Consider the following 22,075-nt stretch of genomic DNA (forward strand, 5'->3'; position numbering starts at 1 on the left):
CATCTACGAGATGCGCATGCTGAGCACCGCGGCCGAGCGCGAGGAAGCCGCCGCCCTCGTCCAGGACCGCCAGCGCTGGCTCACCCTGCACAGCCTGCCCGTACCCGCCCGGGCCGACATCCCCGCGCAGTTCCGCGAGGCGCAGACCATGCCCGCCGGACTGTTCGAGGACGGGAGGCTGCTGGCCTGCATGATCCCCGAGCACGACCCCGACCTCGGATGGGCTCAGGGGCCGTGCCTCTTCCTCCACAGCGTCCACACCCTGCCCGGCCAGTCCGACGACATCACCCGCCTGATCACCCTGTGGGCGTCCGACTTCGCCGCCCGACTCGACCTCCCTGTCGTACGGGCCGAGACCCTGGCCCGCCACGCCCTCGAAGCCGAACCCCTCGCTGCCCTCCTGCGTCGGCTCACCGACACCGGCTGGGACGTGTGCGGATCCGGCTCCGGACGCGACGGTGATCGAGTTGCCCGCCTCGAACTCCCCGCCGAGCCCCGTCCCGGGCTCAGCGCGCTGATCAGCTGCCAGGTCCACGCGCCTCAGCAGGCCCCGGATGCTCGGAGCAACGCGTGACAACCGACGAACCGCAGCGGCCCGACCTCGCCCGCGAGCTGATCGCCCGCGCCACGGAATCGGCCGCACACCGGGCCAAGCGCGTGCGCGACCAGCTCGACGCCGTCCAACTCGGACAAGGCCGGCACACCGACCACGCCAACACCAAGGTGCTGCGCCGCATCCTGGCCGACCACGACTGGCCCGGCCACCGCCTCGTCGGCCCCGACGCGGCCCGCGCCGCCTGGAGTATCGCCCTGCACAGCGACGACGAACCCGACTTCCAGCGCGCCGCCGCCACCCTGCTGGGACGTGCGGTCCAGGCCGGCGACGCACTGGTCCAACACTGGGCGCACCTGCACGACCGCACCCTCATCACCAGCGGGCGAGACCAGGAGTACGGCACCCAGCTCCTGCTGCGCGCCGACGGCATCGAACTGTGCCCGCTGCGCGCGCCGGAGTCAGTCGACGCACGCAGGGCCACCGTCGGTCTGCCGCCGATCGCCGTCGCGCTGAAGACAGTGCGCCGCCGGTACACCCCCTACGGCTCTGCCGATGAGGCCCCGACCGTCGTCCTCGCGGGGGCCGCGTGAAGAAGCGGAACCCCAAGTTCTCGACCAGTCGGTCTCACGGCCGCAACTCCGCTCTTCGAAAGGATCGTTGACGCATGAAGCTCACCACCGCCGTTCTCGCTGCCGGTGTTGCAGTCTCCCTCACCACCGCCATGGTCGGAGCGGCCCGGCTCCGGCAGGACGCACGACACCAGGCCGAGCGAAACGAGGCGCTGCTCGCGGGCAACCAGATCGACTGGCTGGCGCAGATGTCCACCAATCCCGATCTCGCCAAGCTCTGGAAGCCGGAGGACATGGAGGCCGAGGAGTACATGCAGCTCATGTCGGCCAACCGGCTCATCTGCGCGCTCAGTCTGCGCGACCGCCTCGGCTTCGTCCCGAAGGGGCACCTGCCCTTCTTCGCGGCCTGGATCATGAAGAGCGACGTCAGCCGACGGTACTGGAAGCGGTTCGGTGACCTCCGCGCCCAGGAGGCCGAGGGAGACGAGCGCGCCGAGCGGTTCACGAACGCTCTGGACCGGGCCGCTCAAGCCCGTTCGCACGAACACACCGCAGCCGCCTGAAGAAGAGGCTGCCTCGCCCTCAACTCGTGAAGGAACTCCGTGGACTTCAGTGCTGTTCCACTACCGCCCGGCGACTTCACCATCGGGAAGACGTTCAACTTCGAGGCTGGCCACCGGCTTCCCGGGCTGCCGGACGAGCACAAGTGCTCGCGCCAGCACGGGCACAGCTACGAGGTCGAGGTCATCCTCACCGCACCCTCGCTGGAGGAGCCCGGCTTCGTCGCCGACTTCGGGGCGCTCGCTCCGTTCAAAGAGTTCCTGAACACCGAACTCGACCATTACAACCTGCACGAGATTCTTCCCTTCGAGCCGACCTCGGAGCGCCTGGCCCAGTTCCTGGCCGGGTGGTTCCTCCAGAACCTTCAGCCCGCCATCCCCGGCCGCCTGGTCGCCGTCCTGGTCCGCGAGACCCAGAGCAGCTGGGCCCGCTTCGATGTGGAGGGACGGTGACCGCATTCGAGCCGATCACCGACGAACCGACGGCTGACGAAGGCGAATCCCGCCTGATCGTCGCGGAGTGCTTCGGCGTCGAGGTACCGACCTTCCAGGGCGAGGGACCGAGCTGCGGACACCCGGCGCTGTTCATCCGCCTGTCCCGGTGCAACCTCACCTGCGCGAAATGCGACACGAAGTACACCTGGGACTGGTCCCAGTTCGATCCGCGCAAGGAGTCGGCGAAGCAGTCGGTGGCGGACCTGGTGGCCTGGGCCGCGTCCTCGCCGGTCGAGCTCGTCGTGATCACCGGCGGCGAGCCGTTGATCCAGCAGGCGCGACTGGTGCCTCTCGTCCGGGGACTGACAGCAGCCGACAAGCGGATCGAGTTCGAGACGAACGGCACCATCGCGCCCGCTCCCGAGCTGGTGGCCGACGGGGTCCGGTTCAACGTCTCGCCCAAGCTCGCCAGCTTCGGCGTGAAGGAGACCAAGAGCATCGTGCCCGCCGCGCTGGAGTCGTTCGTGTCGTCCGGGCGGGCGGCGTTCAAGTTCGTCGCTTCCACGGTGGCCGACCTCGACCGGATCGCCGAGCTGACCGACACCTACCGGCTCGCGCCGGTGTGGGTGATGCCGGAGGGCACCATCCCCGAGGTGATCACCGCGACCACCCGGGTCCTCGCGGACGCGGTCGCGGCCCGGCACTGGCACTTCACCACCCGCCTTCACGTGTTGGCCTTCGCGGACGCCCGAGGCCGCTGACCGCAGGGGCCACCACGCCCCATCCGTTCCCCCAGTCCCCGGAAACGAGAGACGCCCATGACGACCTCTATCGCCAGCCCTGCGGCGGCGCCGACCGCCGCCGTCCCCGGGCCCGCTGCGGTCATCGACACCGGCCGGGTCGCCGGCCTGATCCACCAACTCTTGGCCGAGCTGGGCGAGGACCCCGCCCGCGAGGGGCTGACCGGCACCCCGGACCGCGTCGCGGCCTGGTGGAAAGCCTTCCTGTCCCCGGACGGCGCCGCAACGGCCACCTGCTTCACCGAGTCCCAGCTGGGTGGTCAGCTGGTCATCGTGGGCGGCATGAGCGTGTGGTCGCTCTGCGAGCACCACATGCTGCCCATGAACTTGCAGGTCACGGCCGGATACGTGCCGGATGGCGAGGTGGTGGGCCTGTCGAAGTTCGGGCGGATCGCCCAGCACTTTGCCGGCCGACTGCAGGTCCAGGAACGCTTCACCCGCCAGGTCGCCGAATACCTCAACGGCGTGATCGGACACGAGGACGTCGCCGTCGCCGTGCGCGGCGTGCACCTGTGCATGAGCATGCGGGGCGTACGGATGGAGGAGGCCCGCACCACCACAGTGCACTCGGGCGGGCGCTTCGGCACCGACCCCGTCCTTTCCCAGCAGTTCCTCACCCTCACCACCGGCCTGTGGGGGGCGCCGTGATCACCACTGCGGGAATCGACTTCTCCGTCATCGCTCCGCCTGCCTACCTGGAGCACTTCGTCGCCCAGGAGCCGGCCCGCGTCCACCACGTGGCCGCCCAGCACGTGCTGTCCGACGAGATCTACCGGGCCTTCTTCGCTCGCGAGGCCGAGCGAGGCGCCGAGATCATCGTCGACAACGGGCTCTTCGACCTCGGCTACGCCCTGCCGGCGGAGCGCCTCGTCGAAGCCGCGCTGGCGGTGTCCGCGAGGGAGATCATCCTGCCGGACGTCATGCGGGACGGGGCCGCGACCTTGAAGGCTAGCGAGAAGGCCGCGCGCGAGATCCGGGAGCTGTCCGGCGATGCATTCCGGCTGTGCGCGGTGCTGCACGCCGCGGACGATGACGAGTGGCTGCGCACCTACGACGCCTTCGTGACCAGCGACTGGGCCGGGGCCATCGCTCTGCCGGCCTCGCGTCGACCGGATCCCGACGAGCAGCTGTGCCGGACCCGCTGGGTGGCGACGGCCTACCTGCAGGACCACGGCCTGCTCGACGATCTGCTCGTCTACCGGCTGCTCGGTCTGGGCCGGACCGGGCACCTGGAGCTGATCGAGCAGCGCGAGCACGAGTGGATCTCCTCCGTGGACAGCGCGGCCCCGGTCATCCTCGGCGCGATGGGCGTCGCCCTGCTGCCCGAAGGGCCCTACGAGAAGCCCTCCACGCCCCGCATCGAGAAGCTCGGCCCGATCCCCGAAGACCGGTTCGACCTCATCCGGGAGAACATCTGCGTCGTCCGCGCGGCGGCCGGCAGCACCGTGACGATCGCCGAGGAGCACCGATGACCCCCTTACTGGCCGACCCCGCCCCCGGACTCCTGCGCGCCGCCCCGATCGAACCAGCCGGGCACACCATGACCCACGCGAGGCTGCTGCGCTACCTGGAGATCAAGGTTCACCACCTCATCCAGGACCATGACTGGGACAGCATCCGCGTCATCGGCGGCTACGACCGCACGGCGGTGGTCTCCCGGTACGAGAAGACCGGGAAGCTGTTCAACATCGAACGGCCCACCGCAGAGGTCCACGGCCGTGACCTCGTCGTCAAGGCGTTCCCCGGAGCCGACTACGTCCAGCACTACGCCCTGATCATCGCCACGTACCTGGCCATGACCGGCCGCCCCGTCGGCACCGTCACCTATCAGCCGCCCGAGCAGGAGGAGTGCCGAACGGCGCTCGACGCGCTTGGCCTGGAACTGGACGGCGACCTGGTGATCGTCGGCTGGGGCCTTCAGTACCTCGCTCCCGAGAACGGAGTGTGGACCCGCGGGCCCGGCTACGCGTGGCAGCGCACCGAGGTCGCCGGCCGTCGCGTGGTCTACCTCGGGTTCCTCCACAGCATCTGGGGAGACGTGGCCGGACGGGTCGTCGCGCGCCTTGCCGAACTCGGCGCAGGCGATGTCGTCTACGTCGGCAAGGTCGGCTCGCTGACCCCTGGTGTCGAACCGAACGCCTGGCTGGCGACCGGCAACACCAGCCTGATACGCGGGGCGATGGTGAGCTGGGACGACTTCTTCGGCGACTACGCCGCCGCCCACGAAGGGGTGCGCAGCGGCCTGCACGTCTCCTCCCCGTCGATCCTGCTGGAGAACCGCGACTGGCTTCTCCAGCACACCGCCTCGTACGCCTTCGTCGACCCGGAGATCGGCCCCATGGGGGCGGCGGCGCGCCAGGCGGGGATCAGATTCGGTTACCTCCACGTCATTTCCAACAACCTCGCCACCCACTATCCCGCCGACCTGTCCAATGAGCGGCACGGCGACGTCCTGCGCCAGCGGGCCGTCCTGGTGGACCGCATCCGCACCATCATCACCGGCCGCCTGACCTCCAGCCCGACCCACACCCTGGGAGAGTCCCGATGACGGCGAACGCGCCGACCACCCCCGCAGCCGGGAAGCTGATCACCTTCGTCGGCGGTGACGGGGCCGGCAAGTCGACCCTCGCCGCCCGCCTCTACCAGGCCCTGAACGACGCCGGCCACACGGCAGTCCTCATCGGCAAGCACAGCAGCGACGTCCCCCAGGACCCGGAGCTGTCCGCCTACCTCGACCGCCTCAACGAGCTGGTCTACCGGCGCGACGCCCGCGTCGCTCAGGCATGCGGCGACCACTACTGGCTGCTGGCCCTGGCCTCCTGGTACACCCTGCAGGACCGGCTCGTCATCCAGCTGGCCCTCGCCGCGGGCACCCACGTGATCCTCGACAACGCGCACCACAAGATTCTCGCCCGGTACGCGGTCAACCCTGAAATCTCCTCCCGCCTGTGCGAGCAGGTCTTCGCGCATCTGACGAAGCCGGACCTGGTGTTCCTCCTGAACATCGGTGCCCGCGAGGCTCTCGTCCGCAAGGGCTCGTTCACTTCCCTGGAGGCCGGCCACGCCGGCGGCGGTGACGAGGACTTCATCCGCTACCAGGACACCGTGCTGGACCAGATGCGCGAACAGGCGCAGCGCGGCGCCTGGCTGACGCTGGACGTCGCCCAGTTGGACCGCGACCAGGTCTTCAAGGCCGCCGCCGCCGCTCTGGCCGACCGTCTGCACCTGACCGTCTGACCCAGCCCTCTCTCCCCGATCGACAAGGAACGCACCATGGACCAGGACCTGCCCGCCAGTGGGACATACGTCTGCCACGGCATCACCTGGGCAAGCGGAGACCCCCGTCTTCTACTCGCCCCCGTGCCCGGCGGACCGCTTGTCTACGCCCCGGTCACGGGCAGGCGCCTGGGTTACCAGGTGAGCGGTACCGGCCGGTGGTGCACCGGCCGGTACCGGTTCGCCGACCGCGTCCGCGTCGAGGCGGTCGCCTGCCCTGACCGGGCCCCGGCCGAGGCCGGCGGCCAGTGCGCGGCCTGCGCCGGGCGGGACGACTTCCGCTTCGCCCACCGGTTCCACTCCGGCGGGCACGTTCCCGACGCCCTGGCGGCGTACATGGCCCAGCCGCACTGGCTGTACCTGGCGACGTTCGCCGACGGCACCACCAAGATCGGCACCGCGGCCGATCCCCGTAAGCGCTCCCGCCTCGACGAGCAGGGCGCGCTGATCGCCACCTACCTCGCCCAGAGTGCTGACGGCCGCGCCGTGCGGTTCCTGGAGGATGCCCTCACCCGCCGCCTCGGCCTGACGCAGACCGTGCGAGCCGCGGCCAAGCTGACGGCCCTGGCCGAGCTGCGCGACCTCGCCCCGGCCGGCGCCGCCCACCAGCAGCACCTCGACCGCGCCACCGAGGCCCTGAGCGGCCTGAACGTCCCGGCCACGCCGGAGCCGTGGACGCCACCCGGCGAGGGCGACCTACTACGGACGCCGGAGGCCAGGTGCGCCTTGTACCCGCACGATCCACGGGCGGGTGAGCACGGGCTGACGGTGCTCTCCTGCCTCGGCTCCCAGGTCCTCGCCACCCTCGACGGCGACGGTGAACAACTGCCCTACCTACTCGACCTCGGCGCCCTCAAGGGCCGCCGCATCGTCCTCGGCGCCCAGTTCTCCTCACCGCCCGCCGTCGTACAGTCCGTGCTCTTTTGACCTGTCCGAACGCCCGGCCTGCACTGCCGGGCCGCCCTGAGAAGCGAGGCCACAGCAACATGGCACCCCAGGACGCCATCCTCGGCTGGGACGCGGACACCAACGCCGAGGCGTACAACACCTTCACCCGCGACCACCCCATGTACGACGCGACCAGCCGCGACCTCGCCCGCCGAGGCCATCTGGCCGACGCCAGCCTGGTGGTCGACCTGTGCGGCGGCGCCGGCGCGACCGCCCGCGCGATCCTCGACCTGATCCCGGACCACGCCAGGGTCGTCTCCATCGACAACGCCGCCGCGATGCAGCGTGTCGGCCGCCGCACCCTGACCGACGCCCGCCTGACCTGGATCACCGCCCCGGCCGAACGGCTCGCCGACCACCTCCACGCCAGCAGCGCCGATGCCGTGGTGTGCAACTCCGCGATCTGGAAGACCGATACCGCCGCGGTGTTCGCGGCCGTCGCCCACCTCCTGCGCCCAGGCGGACACTTCGTCTTCAACATCGGTGGCGGCTTCGCCGGCGTCCGGCACCCCGATGAACTGTCCGCCCGCACCGGGCCTTCCCTGAACGCCCTCATCCGTCAAGTCGCCGCTGAGTGCCACGGATACACCCCGCCGCCGAAGGACGCGGACGGGCCGCCGAAGCTGCCGCTGGAGACGGTTACCGAGCAGCTGTCAGCAGCCGGACTGACGGTCGTCGGCACCGAGGTCACCGCCCAGCACAGCACCATGGCCGAGAAGAAGGCGTGGCTGTCCATCCCCGTCTTCGCGATGCCCGAGGGCGACTTCACCCACGCCCAGCGGATGCAGATCCTCGACACCGCCTACGCCATGACCACCCCCGATGCCCCGGCCGTGACGAGCTGGCTCGTCGTCGTCGCCCAACGGCCACAGGCCGCCGCATGACTCCGTCCGCCCCGGCTCCCGGCGGCGGGGCCCGCCTCTGTGACCACGCAAGCGTCGGGGTACTGATCTCCTCCCCGAGCGGCCTGCTGGTGTTCGAGCGGGCGACCCCTCCAGCCGGAATCGCCCCGGTCGCCGGTCACGTCGACGAGCACGGCGGCCCCGAGCAGGCCGCCCGCGACGAAGTCACCGAAGAGGTCGGCCTCAACGTCACCCACCTGCACCTGCTGCTGGACCAGTGGCGGCCCAACCACTGCCACCGCACGCCCAGCGGTCCGGTCGGCCACCACTGGTGGATCTTCCAGGCCGAGGTCTCCGGGGCGCTGTGCCCCTCGCCCCGGGAGATCCGCGCCCCTCGGTGGATCCACCCCGACCAGCTGCAGCAGCACGCGCTGCGCACCGCCGCGTACGCCAACGGATACCTGGACCGTGAGGAGTTCAAGCGCGAACCCGGCCTGGAGCCGGTGTGGTGCCGCTTCCTGCACGACCTTGAGCTCGTCACCCTGCCCTCGGCCGACCTCGACCGGATCGAGGCCGTCCTGTGAACGGCGGCCAGGGGCCTACCTCAGCGGGAGCCGACCGCCCGGCCGGCTGCCAGACGGCGAGCGTGCGCACGGATCCGCTCGCGGTCCTCGGGGAAGACGCTGTCCCAGCTCGTGTCCAGACGGAACCATGCCGCCGGCTGGTTCTCCTCCCCGGCGAGCGGTACGTCGCGTCCGACGACCGCGGCGTAGGACAGGCCCAGCGTCGGAGACCAGTCGGCCCGGTAGGAACGCACCGCCACGGCTGCGGGCTCGGGCAGCAGCACGCTGCGCAGGCCGGTCTCCTCCAGCAGCTCTCGTGCCGCCGCCGCACGCGGTGCCTCGCCCGGCTCCACCTTGCCACCGGGCGGCACCCATCCGCGCACGCGGTGCTTGACCAGCAGGACGTGCTCGAAAGCAGGGTCGGTGACCCACACCTCGGCCGCCAACGGCTCCATCAGATGCCGACGGGCTTCCTCCAGCCAGGCCCGTGCACCGTCGAACTCCCATGCGGCGAGGCGGGCATCCGCAACAGCCTCGTCCAAGATCACCTGACCGACTTCACCATGATTCACCCGTCCCACCCTAGGCCGACGAACTGGCCGGACGTCGCAGCGACGAGCAGGCAGCCATCCGGGGGTGTGCGGCCGACCCGGTGGCCCCTTCGGGCTGCAGGGCGATCACCCGTGGCGCCCGCTTCACACGAAGGAGTCCAGCGTGCACGATGAGCAGCCCTTGGACCGGGGAGCCTGGGTCGTCCTCGGCGGCGTCCACCTCCTCAACCGCACCGCGCCACGGCGCCCAGACGAGCCGATCGTCCTCGTACGGGTGCCACCGCAGGAGGTGTGCAGGCCGACCACCACCGTGGTCGTCCGCTGGAACGCGCTGGGGCCCTGCCCGGCCAAAGCGCTGCACCCCGGCGGGACCCGGCTCGGGGCGGCCAGGATCGACGGCGGCGAACTGTTCCCCGACGCCATCGCCGGCCCCGCCCTGCGCACCCTGGTCGGCACCGAGGCCGCCCCCAGCCTGGTGCCGCTGTGCTACCTGGCCGAACACCCTGGCGGCGGCTACCACGCGTACGCGCAGATCCGCTTCCACCCCGAGGACGCCTGCTTCGTCCGCACCACCCGAGAACCAGTCGGCCATGGCCCGGTCGAGGAGCTGCGCTGGCTCGGGCCCGTGCTGACGGCGCACGCCGAGTCGGGCACGGCGCTCAACAACCACCTGCGGTACTTCCGCAAGCACTTCTCCGGCACCGAGCTGGAGTTCAAGTACACCCTCGACCCGGCACCGGACATCTGGGCCGCGTCCATGGAACTGCTCAAGGCACTGCGCGACGGCAAGCTGGAAGGCTGCCGTCCGGAGTACCGGGAAGAGTTCCAGATCCACCACACCGAGAACCATCTGTTCGACGTCACCGGCCCCGAGCCCGAGATCGGCTACGCCTCCTTCATTCCCACCGTCACCGCCGGGCACGTGCTCAAGCGGAAGTGGTTCGCCGAGGACGCCTTCGCCCGCCGCGAGGAACTCACCTACGGCCTCGACATCGCCCCCGACCGCTTCGGGACGTTCCTGCGCGAGGACCTGGGCCTCCAGGTCCGGGCCATGCCGCCCTTCCAGCGCGTCCGTTACGACATCCAGTGCGAGTCGCTGCGTACCGGACACGTCTACGGCATCTTCTTCGACCGCTGCGCCCTCCTCGCGGCGCCCGACGTGGTGCTCTCCCAGTGCGAGCTGGAGTACCTCCGCTCGCGCAGCATCCTCGACCACGACGACGACGAGGTCCTCGTCGAGATGAAGCGGATCGACAGCTGGCTCTGCGAGTACCTCGCCAGTCACGGCTGGGCGGCCGAGCACACCTTCTACTCCAAGCGCAGCTTCCTTCGCGACGCCGTCGCCTTCTGCCCGGACCTCGCCGTGCCATGACCGGCCAGGCGGTCTCCGGCAATCCCCCGCAGGAGGTACCGCAACCCACATGAGTGATCGAACACAGCATCACAGCCCACCCTGCCCGGCCACAGAAGGAGAGGGCCCGGTATTCGAAATCAGGTTCTAGATTTCGCCCGCCTCCACCCGTTACGGCGACAGCAGACCCGCCGTTACCCGATCACCTGTCCGCATCTCACCCCGAGGAGCCCTCATGCATCCCGTACGCCGCACTGTGCTCGTTCGTCCTGCGTTCGAAAACACCGCTACCTCCTCGGGCGCCAGCCTTCTCGCCTCCGACCGCGCCGCCCTGCTCTCCGACGGATCACGACCGGATACGAGGTACCTGGCATGACGGACTCCACTCGCCTTCCCTCCCCGCTCCACGCCTGGGTGGGGAGCGTGCTGGGCCCCCTGGACGATGTGCGGGACGCCTCGCATGCCCGCGACAACTCACAGGTATGGAGGGTGACCGGACCCGCTGGCGACCACTACGTGAAAGTGGCGCCCAAGCCGATCCTCTACACGCGCGAGACCCGTGCCTACCGGCAGGCCGTTTCTCACCTCGGTCACGGCAATGCCCCGGTGCTGCGAGACAGTTCCGCGGAGCTGCTCGCCCTGATCCTGACCGCCGTGGACGGCGAGCCGTTGAAGGAAGAGGAGTCACCCGCGCGCCGCCGCTCGGCCCACCGGCAGGCCGGCCAGCTCCTGCGCCGCTTCCACGACGCGATGACCGGCACCCTCGACCAGCCGGAAGCCGGCGCAGTCGTCGAGAACACGGTGGCCGGCCTGGACAAGCACCTCGCCGAGGCCGGCGACCACCTGGCCGCTACGGAAGCCGACCTGCTGCGGCGCCTGGTGAGCGCGCTGCCCGGCTGCGGACCGCTACCGGCCGGGTGGCGGCACGGGGACTTCTGGGAGCGCAATCTGCTCTGGAACGGCCAACGCTGCGCATTGATCGACTTCGAGCGCAGCGAACCGGGTCCCTGTGTCGCCGACTTCGTCAAACTCGCCACCTCGCTGTGGCCTGATCGTCCTGAGCTGCGGACCGCCCTGTTCGAGGGGTACGGCCGGCCTCTGTCCGAGGCAGAGGAATACGCGCTGACAGCGTTCGCAGCAGCTGACGCCGCCAGCGCTCTCGCCTACGGTCCCCGGCACGGCGACCCGCTCGTGACCGCGCGCGGCCAGCGCACCGTCGAACGCCTGATGCAGGAGGGCCGTCTGTGAGCGACGCGCCTCACCTGCTGATCGCTGACGTGGCCCAGGTCCTGCTCCGTGCGAGCGGCGCCGCCCTGCGCGTATGTCGCAGACCGGACACGGCCATCGCACCAGGACAACTCACCGTCGTGGGTGGCCATCTGGAAACTGGCGAAACCCACGTACCCGGCGACGGCCCAGATCGGACACCGCCGTGTTCGTCGCCCAGTCGTGGGCGGGCGAGCCGCACAACGCCGAGCCGGACAAGTACGAAGGGCTGTTCTGGGTGTCGATGGAAAAACCCTCGCCGGACTGCCACTCCTACACCACCGCCATCTTCCACATGCTCACCCACGGCCCGTCATACCGGGCTCTCAACTGGCCGACGCAGGGAGGCACCGAGTGAAGCGATTCTTCGGCAAGGTCCGCATGGCGGAGCCCCAGGTCTCCGAGGCAGAACGCGAGCTCTTCGGCGGGCCGTTGCGCTACGACATGGGCTGGTCCCAACACGAGCACGCGGGCCTGGACTTGACCATGCGATCGGCGCTGCGACAGATGCCCAGACTCGTCGGCGCTGCCCTGCGGATGGCCTGGAGCGCGGATCGCCGCGCGCTCGTGGCGGTGGCGATCAGCGAACTCGGCCAGGGCATCGCCGCCGCGGTCGGCCTGCTTGCCATCAACGCGGTCATGCACGCGCTGTTAGGGGGCGGAGACGCTGTCGAGAGGCTGCACGCCTTGCTGCCGGGCCTGCTCGCCGCCGCAGGCGCCGCCGTCGTGAACTCCGCCCTGGCCGGCTGGTCGACCTCGCGGGCCGGCCGCCTTGAGCCGAAGGTCGAGCGGATCGCCACCACGCAATACCTGGCCGCGGCCACCACCGTTGAACTCGAAGCCATCGACGACCCGGAGTTCCGGCGTCTGATCGACATCGCCCAGTACGGGCCCGCCTCCGCGCGCCGCATGATCGGCGCCTGTGTCTCCGCGCTGAACAGCAGCATCTCGCTGATCGCTACGGCCGGTGTGCTCACCGTCCTGCATCCAGCGCTGCTGCCCATGCTGCTGGTCATCGCCGCGCCCCGCGGTTGGGGCGCCATGCGGGTGGCGCAGGAGCGCTACGTGTCGATGATGAGCTGGATCGAGCATCTGCGGGCCAGCCGCCTCATCGGCAACCTCCTCACCGAACGCACCGCCTCACAAGAAGTGCGCATCCACGCCGTCGGTCCCTTCCTCCTCGACCGGTACCGGCGCATGGCCGCCAGCGCAGAGGCGGAGCAGGAACGTCTGGCCTCCAGCAAGGCCGTCACCGAATGGGTCGCCTCCGCGCTGTCCGGGCTGGCGATGGCCGCCACCTACGGAACGATGATCTGGCTGGTCATGGCCGGTCACATGAGCCTCGCCGTCGCCGGCACCGCAGTGATCGCGGTGCGGACCGGGTCGGCGAGCCTGGGCGCACTGGTGATGAACATCAACCAGCTGCACGAAGAGTCGCTCTACGTGCGGGACCACGGACAGTTCCTGGTCGAAGCTGCCCAACGCGCCATCCCCCAGACCGGCAACCCCGTCCCTGACCAGGTCAAGCAGGTCTCCCTGGAACACGTCACCTACCGGTATCCCGACCGCGACGCACCGGCCTTGGACGACGTCACGCTCACCTTCCCCATGGGGTCGGTCACCGCCGTCGTGGGCGAGAACGGCTCCGGCAAAAGCACCCTGATGAAGATCCTGTCCGGTCTGCTGCTGCCTCACGACGGCACGGTGAAGTGGGGCGAGGCCGACATCTCCCAGCTGGAACGGGCTCAGGTCTTCCACCGCGTCTCCCTGCTCACCCAGGACTTCCAGCGCTGGCCCGTCACGGCCGCGATGAACATCCGCATCGGCCGCCCCGACCACGACGCCTCGGCCCACGACCTGCAGCAGTCCGTCGACTACGCCGGAGCCGGGCCCGTCACCGCCAAACTCCCCAACGGGCTGGACAGCATGCTCGGCCGCATGTTCCGCGGAGCCATCGAACTCTCCGGCGGGGAATGGCAGAAAGTGGGTCTGGCCCGCACCCACTGGCGTAGCTCAACATCGCAACTGGACAGCGTCCTCATCGTCGACGAGCCCACCTCCGCCCTCGACCCCGAAGCCGAGATCGCTGCCTTCGACCGCATCCGGCGCCTCGCCGCCCCGCACCGGGCCGTCGTCCTGGTCACCCACCGCATGTCCGGCGTCCGCCACGCCGACCACATCTACGTCCTCAACCAAGGGCGCCTCGTCGAGCACGGCATCCACGACAACCTCATGGCCGCAGGCGGGCGGTACGCCGCCATGTTCGCCACCCAGGCCGCCCAGTACGCCCCGACCCCGAACGTCCCGAAGCCTGCTTCGCCCAGCGTCTTAGACCAGGCATGACCCGCTCGACCGAAAGGCAGAGCATGTCCTCCTCTCTCCCTCCGTCAGCACGAGTTGCATCGCAGTCCGCCTTGTCGGCAGCGCAGCACGCCGCAACCCGGCACGCGGTGTGGCTCGGGGCCGCCGCGATCATCACCGACCAGGTCGGCCGCGTCCTGCTGGTCCACCCGACCTACCGCGAGGACGACCGGTGGCTGCTGCCCGGCGGAGTCGTCGAACCCGGCGAACACCCGCACGCCGCCTGCCAGCGCGAAATCACCGAGGAACTGGGCCTGGCGGACCTGACCCTGTCGGGCGTGCTTGCCGTCCACTCCCTCTCACAGCACCACCCAGACATCAGGCCCGCCGCGCCCTGCCCCGGAGAGATCCGATACGTCTTCGACGGCGGAACCCTCACCCTCGACCAAGCGAAGGTGATCCGCCTGCCTCGCGAGGAGCTGTCCGAGTACGCCTTCCTCGAAACCCGGGACGCGGTGCAGCAGCTGCGTCCCGTGGACGGGCAGATCATGCTCGCCGCCTACCGTGCCCGACTCGGGAACACCGCCACCGCTCACCTCGCCGACGGCCGGCACATCCTCGACGTCCCGGCGCTGGATCGCCATGACGTCCACGTCCGCTACCGGCCCATGTGGGACAGTCCCCTCAACCGTGGCCCTGTGCCCGAGCGGCTCCCCGTGCAGCAAGCCTGGGCGTGGTGCTTCGTTCCCGACGGCCGGGTCGCCCTCGTTGCCGACCCCGCCCCCCGGGGCGCCCTGCCCATGCTGCCAGGCGGCACCGTGGAGAAGGCCGATACGACGCCCGAGGCAGCCCTCCACCGCGAAGCCGCCGAGGAAGCCCAGCTCACCCTGACCGACCCGGTGCGACTGGGCTGGGTGCTCGACGAGACTGGCGAGGTCTACGGCGGGGTGGGGCCCAATGCCAGGCTCCGACTGGCCGCCCGTGTCACCGGCATCGGGCCGGCAGCCGACGACCCCGCCACCGGCCGCCCCTTCGCACGCCTGCTCGCCACCCCCGCCCAGGCAGCCGCCCTGCTCGGATGGGGCCCGCCGGGGGCGCGGCAAGCCCGCCTCGCCACTGAAACGGCCAGGGAGCGCTGGGGCCTGCCCACCGCTGGCCCCACCGCCATCGAGGAAGTCCCGGCGGAGGGGATGCAGCTGAGCTGAAGCAAACGCCCCCGCCTTGACTCATTCCGCATCGCGCCCCTCTGAGGTACCCCCATGCCGCTGTCGCACCACCACATCCGCACCACCGTCGAGACCTACCTCGCTCGCCACCCTCACGAGCGACCACAGCTCGCCGGTCTCCTGGAAGCCCTCCACCGGCCCACCGACATCGCCAGCCGCTCCACCTTCTCCGGACACGTCACCTGCGGCGCCATCGTCGTCGACCCCCTCGGCCGCGTCCTGCACGTGCTGCACCTGGCGAGCGGGAAGGTACTCGCTCCAGGCGGACACGCCGAATCCGACGACCAGTCCCTGGCAGAGGCGACCCTGCGGGAGCTGCACGAGGAGACCGGGATCCCACCCCAGGCCGTGGCACCGTGGCCCGGCTACGAGGCCATGCCGTTCGATATCGACATCCACAACATCGACGCCCACCCAGGCAAAGGCGAACCCAGCCACCAGCACTTCGACTTCCGCTTCCTCTTCCGCCTACGCACCGCCACAGAGGTGCCCGTGGTGCTGCAGGAAGAAGAAGTCGGCGGCATCGAGTGGCGGTCCCTAGACAAGGTGGCCTCCCCCTCCCTGCGCGACAAGCTGCTCAAGCTCACGCCCGCCGTCGAACCGGAGACGGCCAACGCCTCCGCCCTGATCTACAACGACCGCGGTGAATACCTGCTCCACCTGCGCGACTACTTCCCCGGCCAGATCTGGGAGCCGGGCATGTGGTCGCTCCTCGGCGGCGGCCGAGAACCCCAGGACACCACCCTGGAACACACCGTGCGACGCGAACTCGACGAAGAAGCCGGACTGCACATCCCCGACCTGACCCCGTTCGGCACCGAGGAAGCGGTCGACGCCGCCGGCGCGACCCTGCCCATCGCCATCTACGCCGGCACCTGGAACGGCGACCCCCGCGAACTCCGCCTGACGGAAGGAGTGATGCTTGCCTGGTTCACTCCCGATGACCTCCACCGGCTGCGCATCACACCATCCACCAGCGACCTCGTGCGACGCCACGCCGCCACCTCCCCAGCCATCGCGTCCACTCTCACCTCGCACGTCGCCCACTCATCGGTAGCCGAGCGTCGACCGGCCTCTCCCAGCGGCACCGTCCCCAACGTGATCGGCGTCCACCTCTATCTGGAGCGCCCCGACGGAACAGTGCTGCTCGGGCTTCGCCACCCCGATTCCGCGTTCGCACCCTCCACCTGGCACACCCTGGCAGGCCACTGCGAGCAGGAAAGCGCCATCACGTGCCTGATCAGGGAGGCACGCGAAGAGGCCGGCCTACTGATCGAGCCGCAGGACGTCGAACTCGTCCACGTTGTCCACCTCGTCGACCGGGTCGGGGACCAGCCTCGCCTGGGGCTCTTCTTCCGCGCTCGGGCCTGGAGGGGCGAGCCGCAACCATGCGAGCCGGCCAAGTGCACCGAGTGGAGATTCTGGGACCCGACCGCACTCCCGGCAGCCCTCGTCCCTTACACCCGGGGCGTCATCGAAGCCATCCGCGCCGGTCACCTCTACTCGGAGACAGGATGGGCATGAGCCACCGCCGCAAGCTCGTCGAGGCCCTCCGTCGCTGCATCCTCGCCTTGCGCCCGTGGGAACTGGCCGTCTAAGCCGGCACCCCGCCTGATCTCTATCCGTGTACCCACCCCTGGCCTCGCCGTAAGGATGCGCCGTTGTTCACCACGCAAGATGAATGGAATCGCGGCTACGCCGAAGGCCGCCGTTACCGGCCCCTGGACGACGACGAGCGATCGTTGCTCGCCCAGCACGTGTCTGCTCCCGACGGCGGCCGAGCACTCGACGTGGGATGCGGGCTGGGTTGTTTCAGCAAACACCGTGTCCCACGCAGGCCGTGTCGCTTTGCACGAGGGCGGAGTGACCTCGCCGTGTCACGTTGACGCGATCCATCATGTCTCTTTCCTAGCAATGGTGAGTGCCTGAGATCACACCTGCGGAGCCATGTACGAGAGCAGGAGCGGCGAGGGGGGATGTAGGGGGACGGACTATGGAGAGGTCCTTCCATGAGTTGTACGGACGCGGTGGTTGGACCGGTTTCGCTGGCCGGGGAGCATCTGAAGAGTCCACGTGCAGCCTAGTCACTAGCATCGGCGTCGCGCTCGGCGACGAGATGCGCAGGCCAGCCAGCTGGGTGCCGCAGCGTTCGATGCGGTAGCGGGGATCGCGAGCGAACAGGCCGCATCGAAGCTGGCCGAGCCGAGCAGCCAGGTGACAGGTGGGATGTCGGACGTATGCCAAGTGAGGACGAGGCCCAGCCATGTCTCTCCCCACGCGCCCACGACAGCCGGAATCACGGCTCTCAATTGACGTTGCTCGCCCCGTTGACCACATGATGCACATGCCTTAGCGTACTGAAAGCGCTTTCGAACCTCGTCCGATATCTCGAACATCTGGTTAGGGGTGCAGAAGAGTCTCGATGTGCACATTCTCCGCTCACCGCTCCGCCATTGGCTGGCCGGCTCGAATCAAGGGCCTCGGGAAAGCGAAACGGTCGAGATCGACGAGTTACTTCACATGATCGACTCCGCGTCCGCAGGGAAAGTGATGGGGCGTCGCCAGCCTGCCCGCATAGCCGCCTTTCCTACTGTAATCGAGAAAATATCCTGCAGTTCACGCAACGGTTTCTCTCGTGCTCGCCAAATTTATGGATCCGTAGCCATGGATGGCTACGCGGGCGAATGTGTTCGCGAAGAGAGGGGACTCGATGAAATTACGACGTGCCGTTGTCACGGGCGGCGCCGGATTCTTAGGTTCACATCTCTGCGAACGGCTCATTCAAGAAGGCGTGGAGGTGGTGTGCCTGGACGACTTGAGTTCCGGGAGCTTAGAAAATCTGAAGTTATGCGAGGTATCCGGCAGGCTGCACGTCCAGCAGGCGGATATATCAAACGGATGCGCCGTCAAGGGCCCAGTGGACGCCGTGCTCCACTTCGCGTCTCCCGCTTCCCCAGTCGACTACCTGAGGATGCCGGTGCACACCATGCGCACGGGGTCGATGGGCACATTCCATGCGTTGAACCTAGCCAAAATGTCGGGCGCCCGGTTCCTGCTCGCCTCGACCAGTGAGACGTACGGTAACCCGCAGGTTCACCCTCAGACCGAGGCTTACTGGGGAAATGTCAACCCCGTGGGCCCGCGCGCTGTTTATGACGAAGCGAAACGCTTCGCAGAGGCTCTGACCGTCACCTACCGTCGAACGTACGGGGTCAATGCAGCGATCGTCCGCATTTTTAACACCTTCGGTCCGCGAATGCGGAAAGAAGACGGGCGGGCCATTCCCACCTTCATCGGTCAGGCGCTCTCCGGACAGAACATCACCATCGCTGGGGACGGTTCGCAGACCAGATCCTTTTGCTATGTCGACGACTTGCTGGACGGTGTCGTTCGCATGCTTCATTCTGACCACCCAGGTCCGGTGAACCTGGGGAACCCAGAAGAGGTATCGGTCCGGCAGATCGCCGAGCGCATCAGGAAACTGACTGGGTCACGGTCGCTCTTTGAGTTCGCGCCCCGTCCGGAGGATGACCCGGAGCTTCGGTGCCCGGACATCACCATGGCCAGAAAGCTTCTTGGATGGACGCCCCAGGTCTCTCTGGACGAGGGGCTGAAGCTGACAATCGACTGGTTTCAGGAGCAGCTTCTCACCGCTTGAGCGCCAGCCATCCGATCGCGCACTGCGAGCTGAACCTCGGGGAGACGGAATATGGCAACGTATGTTCTCGGGACGGGACTTTCGCACGATGGATCATCCTGCTTGTTAAAAGACGGTGTGATCGTCACTGCCATAGAAAAGGAGCGCCTCACCAGGCGCAAGCACGACGGCTTCAACGACGATCTGACCCTACAGTATTGCCTGGACGCAGCGGGCATCTCATGGTCCTCGATCGACCTACTGGTCGAGAACAACACAATCAACTCGTACGATCACGCCGATGAGGTTCGCCGCGGGAAACGGATAATTCCTGACAGCGTTCCTCGCGTTAATATCTCGCATCATCTGGCGCATGCCTACAGCGCCGCCGGGACGAGCCCCTTTCCGCGCATGGCCATCGCGGTGCTGGACGGCCGAGGAAGCTCGCTCAACAACTGCATCGACGTCCCGGAAGGTGTTCTGCCCGCCGACGTCGCCGGGATCGACGGCGACGAGCGCAGCGGCTACTGGGAGAAGGAAAGCCTGTACCTGTTCGACGGCAAGACCGTGACTCCGGTGTTCAAGGACTTCTCCCCGTTGCGGAGAACCGTCACCGATGTGCACCACCCCCTGTTCCCCCGCTCCCTGGCGCACGGCATCGGGGCGGTGTACGGCGCGGTCAGCCGTTACGTCTTCGGCAACAACTTTACCGACGGCAAGCTGATGGGCCTGGCACCGTACGGAACGCCTGGCCGCTTCGACTTCCCCGTCTTCGACCTGCGCGACGGCCGGGTCTTCCTGCGCTACGACTGGCAGACCCGGTTCCCCGCCGAACTGGCCGGGGACGGAACGAATCTCGCGGAGAATTTCCAGTACTACGCCGACCTGGCTCACCATATGCAGAGCGAGGCAGAGCGGGCGATCCTGTACTTGTTCCGCGAGTACCACCGTAAGTCCGGTGAGCCCGTGGCAGGTTATGCCGGCGGTGTGGCACTCAACGCGGTGTGCAACGGAAAGATCCCCTCCCAAACCCCCTTCGAGGACCTGTACATACAGCCCGCCGCCGGTGACAACGGCGTGGCCCTCGGATGCGCCTACTACGGCTGGCTGGAGACGCTGGGACGTCCCCTCGTACAGCACCAGGGCTCAAGTGCCTTCGCCCGTCCCTACAGTGAGGACGAGATCCGGACCGCTCTGGGCGAATTCAGCGAGCGCTGCAGCTTCGAAGGGCCTTTCCCCGTAGAAGAACGGGGCCGGATCGCCGCGACGCTGATCGCTGACGGCAAGGTGGTGGGCTGGTTCCAAGGACCCTCCGAATTCGGTCCCGGGCCCTGGGGCATCGCAGCATCCTCGCGGATCCGAGGCGGGAGCACCTGCGTGACCACATCAACGCCAACATCAAGTTCCGAGAGGACTTCCGTCCGTTCGCGCCGGCGGTGCTGGCCGCCGACGCCGACGAGTACTTCGAGGGCGTCACGCACAGCCCCTACATGATCTCCGTCGCGACGGTCCCGGAGGCGCTGCGCAAAGTGATACCGGCCGTCGTGCACCGAGACGGTTCGGCCCGGCTGCAGACCGTGTCGCAGACGGACAACAAACCCTTCTGGCTGCTGCTGAACCACCTCAAGTCGCTCACGGGCGTGCCGATCGCGCTGAACACGTCGCTGAACCGCCGCGGTATGCCGATCGTGGAAACACCGGCCCAGGCGCTGTCACTGCTGTGTGAGACAGCACTCGACGCCCTGGTACTGGACGGCTTCGTCGTCCGTCGTGTCCAGCCCGAGCGCCAGGTCCAGCCGCCGGCCGCTCAGTGACGTCACCGGGAGCCCGAATCCGGGAGGAAAAGTGACTTCCTTCGAAGTTCATTTCACCGGCTGCGCCACTCGATCCGGTGGGATCACCTGGGCACAGCAGGACATTTACGGGTTCGTCTACGGAGGACACGGCCAGGCAGGCCAGGACAGTCCTGATCTGCGGGGTGTGGTCGATCCGGAATGCGAACCGTCGACCGATGACTGTAGGTCGGCGATCCGGATTCTGGTCAGTCGTCACGAGGCCCTGCGGACCACGTTCACAGCGGGCGACGGAGATTTCCTCGCACAGCACGTCTCGGACGAGGGAACGATTCCGGTACTCGTCGATGATGTGGACGGTGTGGGAGCCGGCCAGGAAGAGCGGGCGGTCTCCAGGCTGACCGATCTGCTCACCAACCGACAGATAGACGTCACCGCCGAGTTACCGCTCCGAATAGGGCTCGTGACGGCCTCGCGTACGGTCCGCCGGATCGTCGTGGTGATATCCCGGATGGTGGTCGACGGGTGGGGCTTCGAGAACCTGCTGCAGGATCTCGTACGAGAAGTGGTCATGGTTCGTAGAGCCGGTGGTGCTCCGCCCCGAGCGTTCCAGCAACTCGACCAGTGGGAGTGGGAGCGCTCCGAACACGGCGCGATGCGTGCGAAGGCCGCCCTCGCCTACCGCAGCGAGCTGCTTGAGAAGAGCGCGGCGAGTCCTGACCCACGGTCGGTGCCAGGTGCTCCTATGGGGCGCATGCGACGTGGTGGGCTGTCACTCGGGGCGGAGTTCACCGCGTCCTTGAGACAAGCGTCGAGTTCCCTGTCGATGAGTACGTCCGCGCTGCTGCTGACTTCCTGCGCACTGGCCGCGTCGGACACCCTGGGAGCGGCCGACCTCCTGCTCCATCTGCATTGCGCAAACAGATTCGATCCGCCCCGGATCCGCTCCGTGACCCGGCTGAAGAGCATGTCCTTGATGCCGTACCGGCGGGAATCACAGGTCCTTTCGGCGGAGGCGAAGCGGGTCTGGAGGGCGGCCCTGGTGGCGTACCAGCACGCTCAGGTCCCCCAGGCGAGGCGGCGGAGATCATCCGGCGGGCGAAGAACCGCTTCCTAGTGGAATTCAATGACCGTCGCACACTGGCCGACGAGGTCGAAGGGGACCCCCTGGGCGGTGCCGATCTGACCGAGTACTCCACTTCGGAGGTCGATGTCGTCGACAGCGTCCGTCAGGCAGGCGGCCCGCACATGGGTTTCTCGATCGATCCGCGGGGCGGCCGCCTGGGACTGTCGGTGAAGTTGGAGTCGAATGTTCTCCGCGACGAGGAGATCGTCTCCACCCTCACCCGTATCAGAGAGAGCCTTCAGAAAGGGCCTATCGATGGTGAGCCATGAGACGAC

General features: G+C 68.4%; 23 protein-coding genes and 1 pseudogene. 23 read left to right on the forward strand and 1 reads right to left on the reverse strand.

Features of this window, described 5'->3' with window-relative positions:
- Position 1 precedes the first annotated feature (1 nt).
- From QA802_RS03850 to QA802_RS03905, 12 genes are all read left to right on the forward strand, one after another.
- Complete coding sequence (locus QA802_RS03850) at positions 2-574, forward strand: hypothetical protein (protein ID WP_443042260.1); 573 nt, start codon at positions 2-4, stop codon at positions 572-574.
- A complete protein-coding gene (locus QA802_RS03855) occupies positions 571-1,146 on the forward strand; it encodes a DUF6624 domain-containing protein (RefSeq protein WP_329407175.1) in 576 nt (191 codons plus the stop codon). The genes QA802_RS03850 and QA802_RS03855 overlap by 4 nt, the downstream gene beginning before the upstream one ends.
- Before the next feature lie 74 nt (positions 1,147-1,220).
- Positions 1,221-1,688, forward strand: a complete 468-nt coding sequence (locus tag QA802_RS03860) for a DUF6082 family protein (protein WP_329407176.1) — start codon at positions 1,221-1,223, stop codon at positions 1,686-1,688.
- 39 nt (positions 1,689-1,727) lie between these two features.
- Positions 1,728-2,138, forward strand: a complete 411-nt coding sequence (locus QA802_RS03865; protein WP_329407178.1) for a 6-pyruvoyl trahydropterin synthase family protein — start codon at positions 1,728-1,730, stop codon at positions 2,136-2,138.
- Positions 2,135-2,881 carry a 7-carboxy-7-deazaguanine synthase QueE gene (locus tag QA802_RS03870; RefSeq protein WP_329407180.1) on the forward strand — a complete coding sequence of 249 codons (747 nt, stop codon included), beginning with the start codon at positions 2,135-2,137 and terminating at the stop codon, positions 2,879-2,881. The genes QA802_RS03865 and QA802_RS03870 overlap by 4 nt, the downstream gene beginning before the upstream one ends.
- Before the next feature lie 57 nt (positions 2,882-2,938).
- Positions 2,939-3,568, forward strand: coding sequence for a GTP cyclohydrolase I (gene folE, locus QA802_RS03875; RefSeq protein WP_329407182.1), 630 nt, complete (start codon positions 2,939-2,941; stop codon positions 3,566-3,568).
- Entirely contained in the window at positions 3,565-4,392 is an 828-nt protein-coding gene (locus tag QA802_RS03880; RefSeq protein ID WP_329407184.1) for a hypothetical protein, read from the forward strand. The genes folE and QA802_RS03880 overlap by 4 nt, the downstream gene beginning before the upstream one ends.
- Complete coding sequence (locus QA802_RS03885; protein WP_329407186.1) at positions 4,389-5,468, forward strand: hypothetical protein; 1,080 nt, start codon at positions 4,389-4,391, stop codon at positions 5,466-5,468. Before QA802_RS03880 ends, QA802_RS03885 begins: the two co-directional genes overlap by 4 nt.
- Complete coding sequence (locus QA802_RS03890; RefSeq protein ID WP_329407188.1) at positions 5,465-6,157, forward strand: dTMP kinase; 693 nt, start codon at positions 5,465-5,467, stop codon at positions 6,155-6,157. The genes QA802_RS03885 and QA802_RS03890 overlap by 4 nt, the downstream gene beginning before the upstream one ends.
- Before the next feature lie 36 nt (positions 6,158-6,193).
- Positions 6,194-7,123, forward strand: coding sequence for a DUF2797 domain-containing protein (locus QA802_RS03895; RefSeq protein ID WP_329407190.1), 930 nt, complete (start codon positions 6,194-6,196; stop codon positions 7,121-7,123).
- A gap of 59 nt (positions 7,124-7,182) precedes the next feature.
- On the forward strand, positions 7,183-8,028 hold the full coding sequence (locus QA802_RS03900) for a class I SAM-dependent methyltransferase (protein ID WP_334518147.1): 846 nt from the start codon (positions 7,183-7,185) through the stop codon (positions 8,026-8,028).
- Complete coding sequence (locus tag QA802_RS03905) at positions 8,025-8,570, forward strand: NUDIX hydrolase (RefSeq protein ID WP_319648328.1); 546 nt, start codon at positions 8,025-8,027, stop codon at positions 8,568-8,570. The genes QA802_RS03900 and QA802_RS03905 overlap by 4 nt, the downstream gene beginning before the upstream one ends.
- A gap of 20 nt (positions 8,571-8,590) precedes the next feature.
- Here QA802_RS03905 and QA802_RS03910 read toward each other — a convergent pair whose 3' ends face one another.
- Positions 8,591-9,121: an NUDIX domain-containing protein gene (locus QA802_RS03910; RefSeq protein ID WP_329407193.1), complete on the reverse strand. Its 531-nt coding sequence runs from the start codon at positions 9,119-9,121 to the stop codon at positions 8,591-8,593.
- A 142-nt stretch (positions 9,122-9,263) separates the two neighbouring features.
- Between QA802_RS03910 and QA802_RS03915 the strand changes: the two genes are divergently transcribed.
- The 11 genes and pseudogenes from QA802_RS03915 (at position 9,264) to QA802_RS03965 (ending at position 22,069) form a co-directional block, all read left to right on the forward strand.
- Entirely contained in the window at positions 9,264-10,472 is a 1,209-nt protein-coding gene (locus tag QA802_RS03915; protein WP_319648330.1) for a hypothetical protein, read from the forward strand.
- 351 nt (positions 10,473-10,823) lie between these two features.
- Positions 10,824-11,699, forward strand: coding sequence for an aminoglycoside phosphotransferase family protein (locus tag QA802_RS03920; protein ID WP_329407195.1), 876 nt, complete (start codon positions 10,824-10,826; stop codon positions 11,697-11,699).
- Between the two features lie 184 nt (positions 11,700-11,883).
- Positions 11,884-12,075: an NUDIX hydrolase gene (locus QA802_RS03925; protein WP_319648332.1), complete on the forward strand. Its 192-nt coding sequence runs from the start codon at positions 11,884-11,886 to the stop codon at positions 12,073-12,075.
- Positions 12,072-14,060 carry an ABC transporter ATP-binding protein gene (locus QA802_RS03930; protein WP_334518150.1) on the forward strand — a complete coding sequence of 663 codons (1,989 nt, stop codon included), beginning with the start codon at positions 12,072-12,074 and terminating at the stop codon, positions 14,058-14,060. The genes QA802_RS03925 and QA802_RS03930 overlap by 4 nt, the downstream gene beginning before the upstream one ends.
- Before the next feature lie 71 nt (positions 14,061-14,131).
- Positions 14,132-15,223 (forward strand): NUDIX hydrolase, encoded by a 1,092-nt coding sequence (locus QA802_RS03935; protein WP_329407200.1) that lies wholly within the window; start codon positions 14,132-14,134, stop codon positions 15,221-15,223.
- A 54-nt stretch (positions 15,224-15,277) separates the two neighbouring features.
- Complete coding sequence (locus tag QA802_RS03940) at positions 15,278-16,768, forward strand: NUDIX hydrolase (protein WP_334518153.1); 1,491 nt, start codon at positions 15,278-15,280, stop codon at positions 16,766-16,768.
- 1,186 nt (positions 16,769-17,954) lie between these two features.
- A complete protein-coding gene (locus QA802_RS03945; protein WP_334534313.1) occupies positions 17,955-18,902 on the forward strand; it encodes a UDP-glucuronic acid decarboxylase family protein in 948 nt (315 codons plus the stop codon).
- Positions 18,903-18,953: 51 nt separating this feature from the next.
- A pseudogene (locus tag QA802_RS03950) lies at positions 18,954-19,964 on the forward strand (carbamoyltransferase N-terminal domain-containing protein); the annotation flags it as partial.
- 290 nt (positions 19,965-20,254) lie between these two features.
- Positions 20,255-20,695 carry a carbamoyltransferase C-terminal domain-containing protein gene (locus QA802_RS03955; protein WP_334534315.1) on the forward strand — a complete coding sequence of 147 codons (441 nt, stop codon included), beginning with the start codon at positions 20,255-20,257 and terminating at the stop codon, positions 20,693-20,695.
- A 31-nt stretch (positions 20,696-20,726) separates the two neighbouring features.
- Positions 20,727-21,791 (forward strand): condensation domain-containing protein, encoded by a 1,065-nt coding sequence (locus QA802_RS03960; RefSeq protein WP_334518154.1) that lies wholly within the window; start codon positions 20,727-20,729, stop codon positions 21,789-21,791.
- Positions 21,791-22,069: a hypothetical protein gene (locus QA802_RS03965; RefSeq protein ID WP_334518155.1), complete on the forward strand. Its 279-nt coding sequence runs from the start codon at positions 21,791-21,793 to the stop codon at positions 22,067-22,069. The genes QA802_RS03960 and QA802_RS03965 overlap by 1 nt, the downstream gene beginning before the upstream one ends.
- Positions 22,070-22,075: the final 6 nt, after the last annotated feature.

Origin of the sequence: Streptomyces sp. B21-105, from assembly GCF_036898465.1 — a bacterium.
GTDB lineage: Bacteria > Actinomycetota > Actinomycetes > Streptomycetales > Streptomycetaceae > Streptomyces.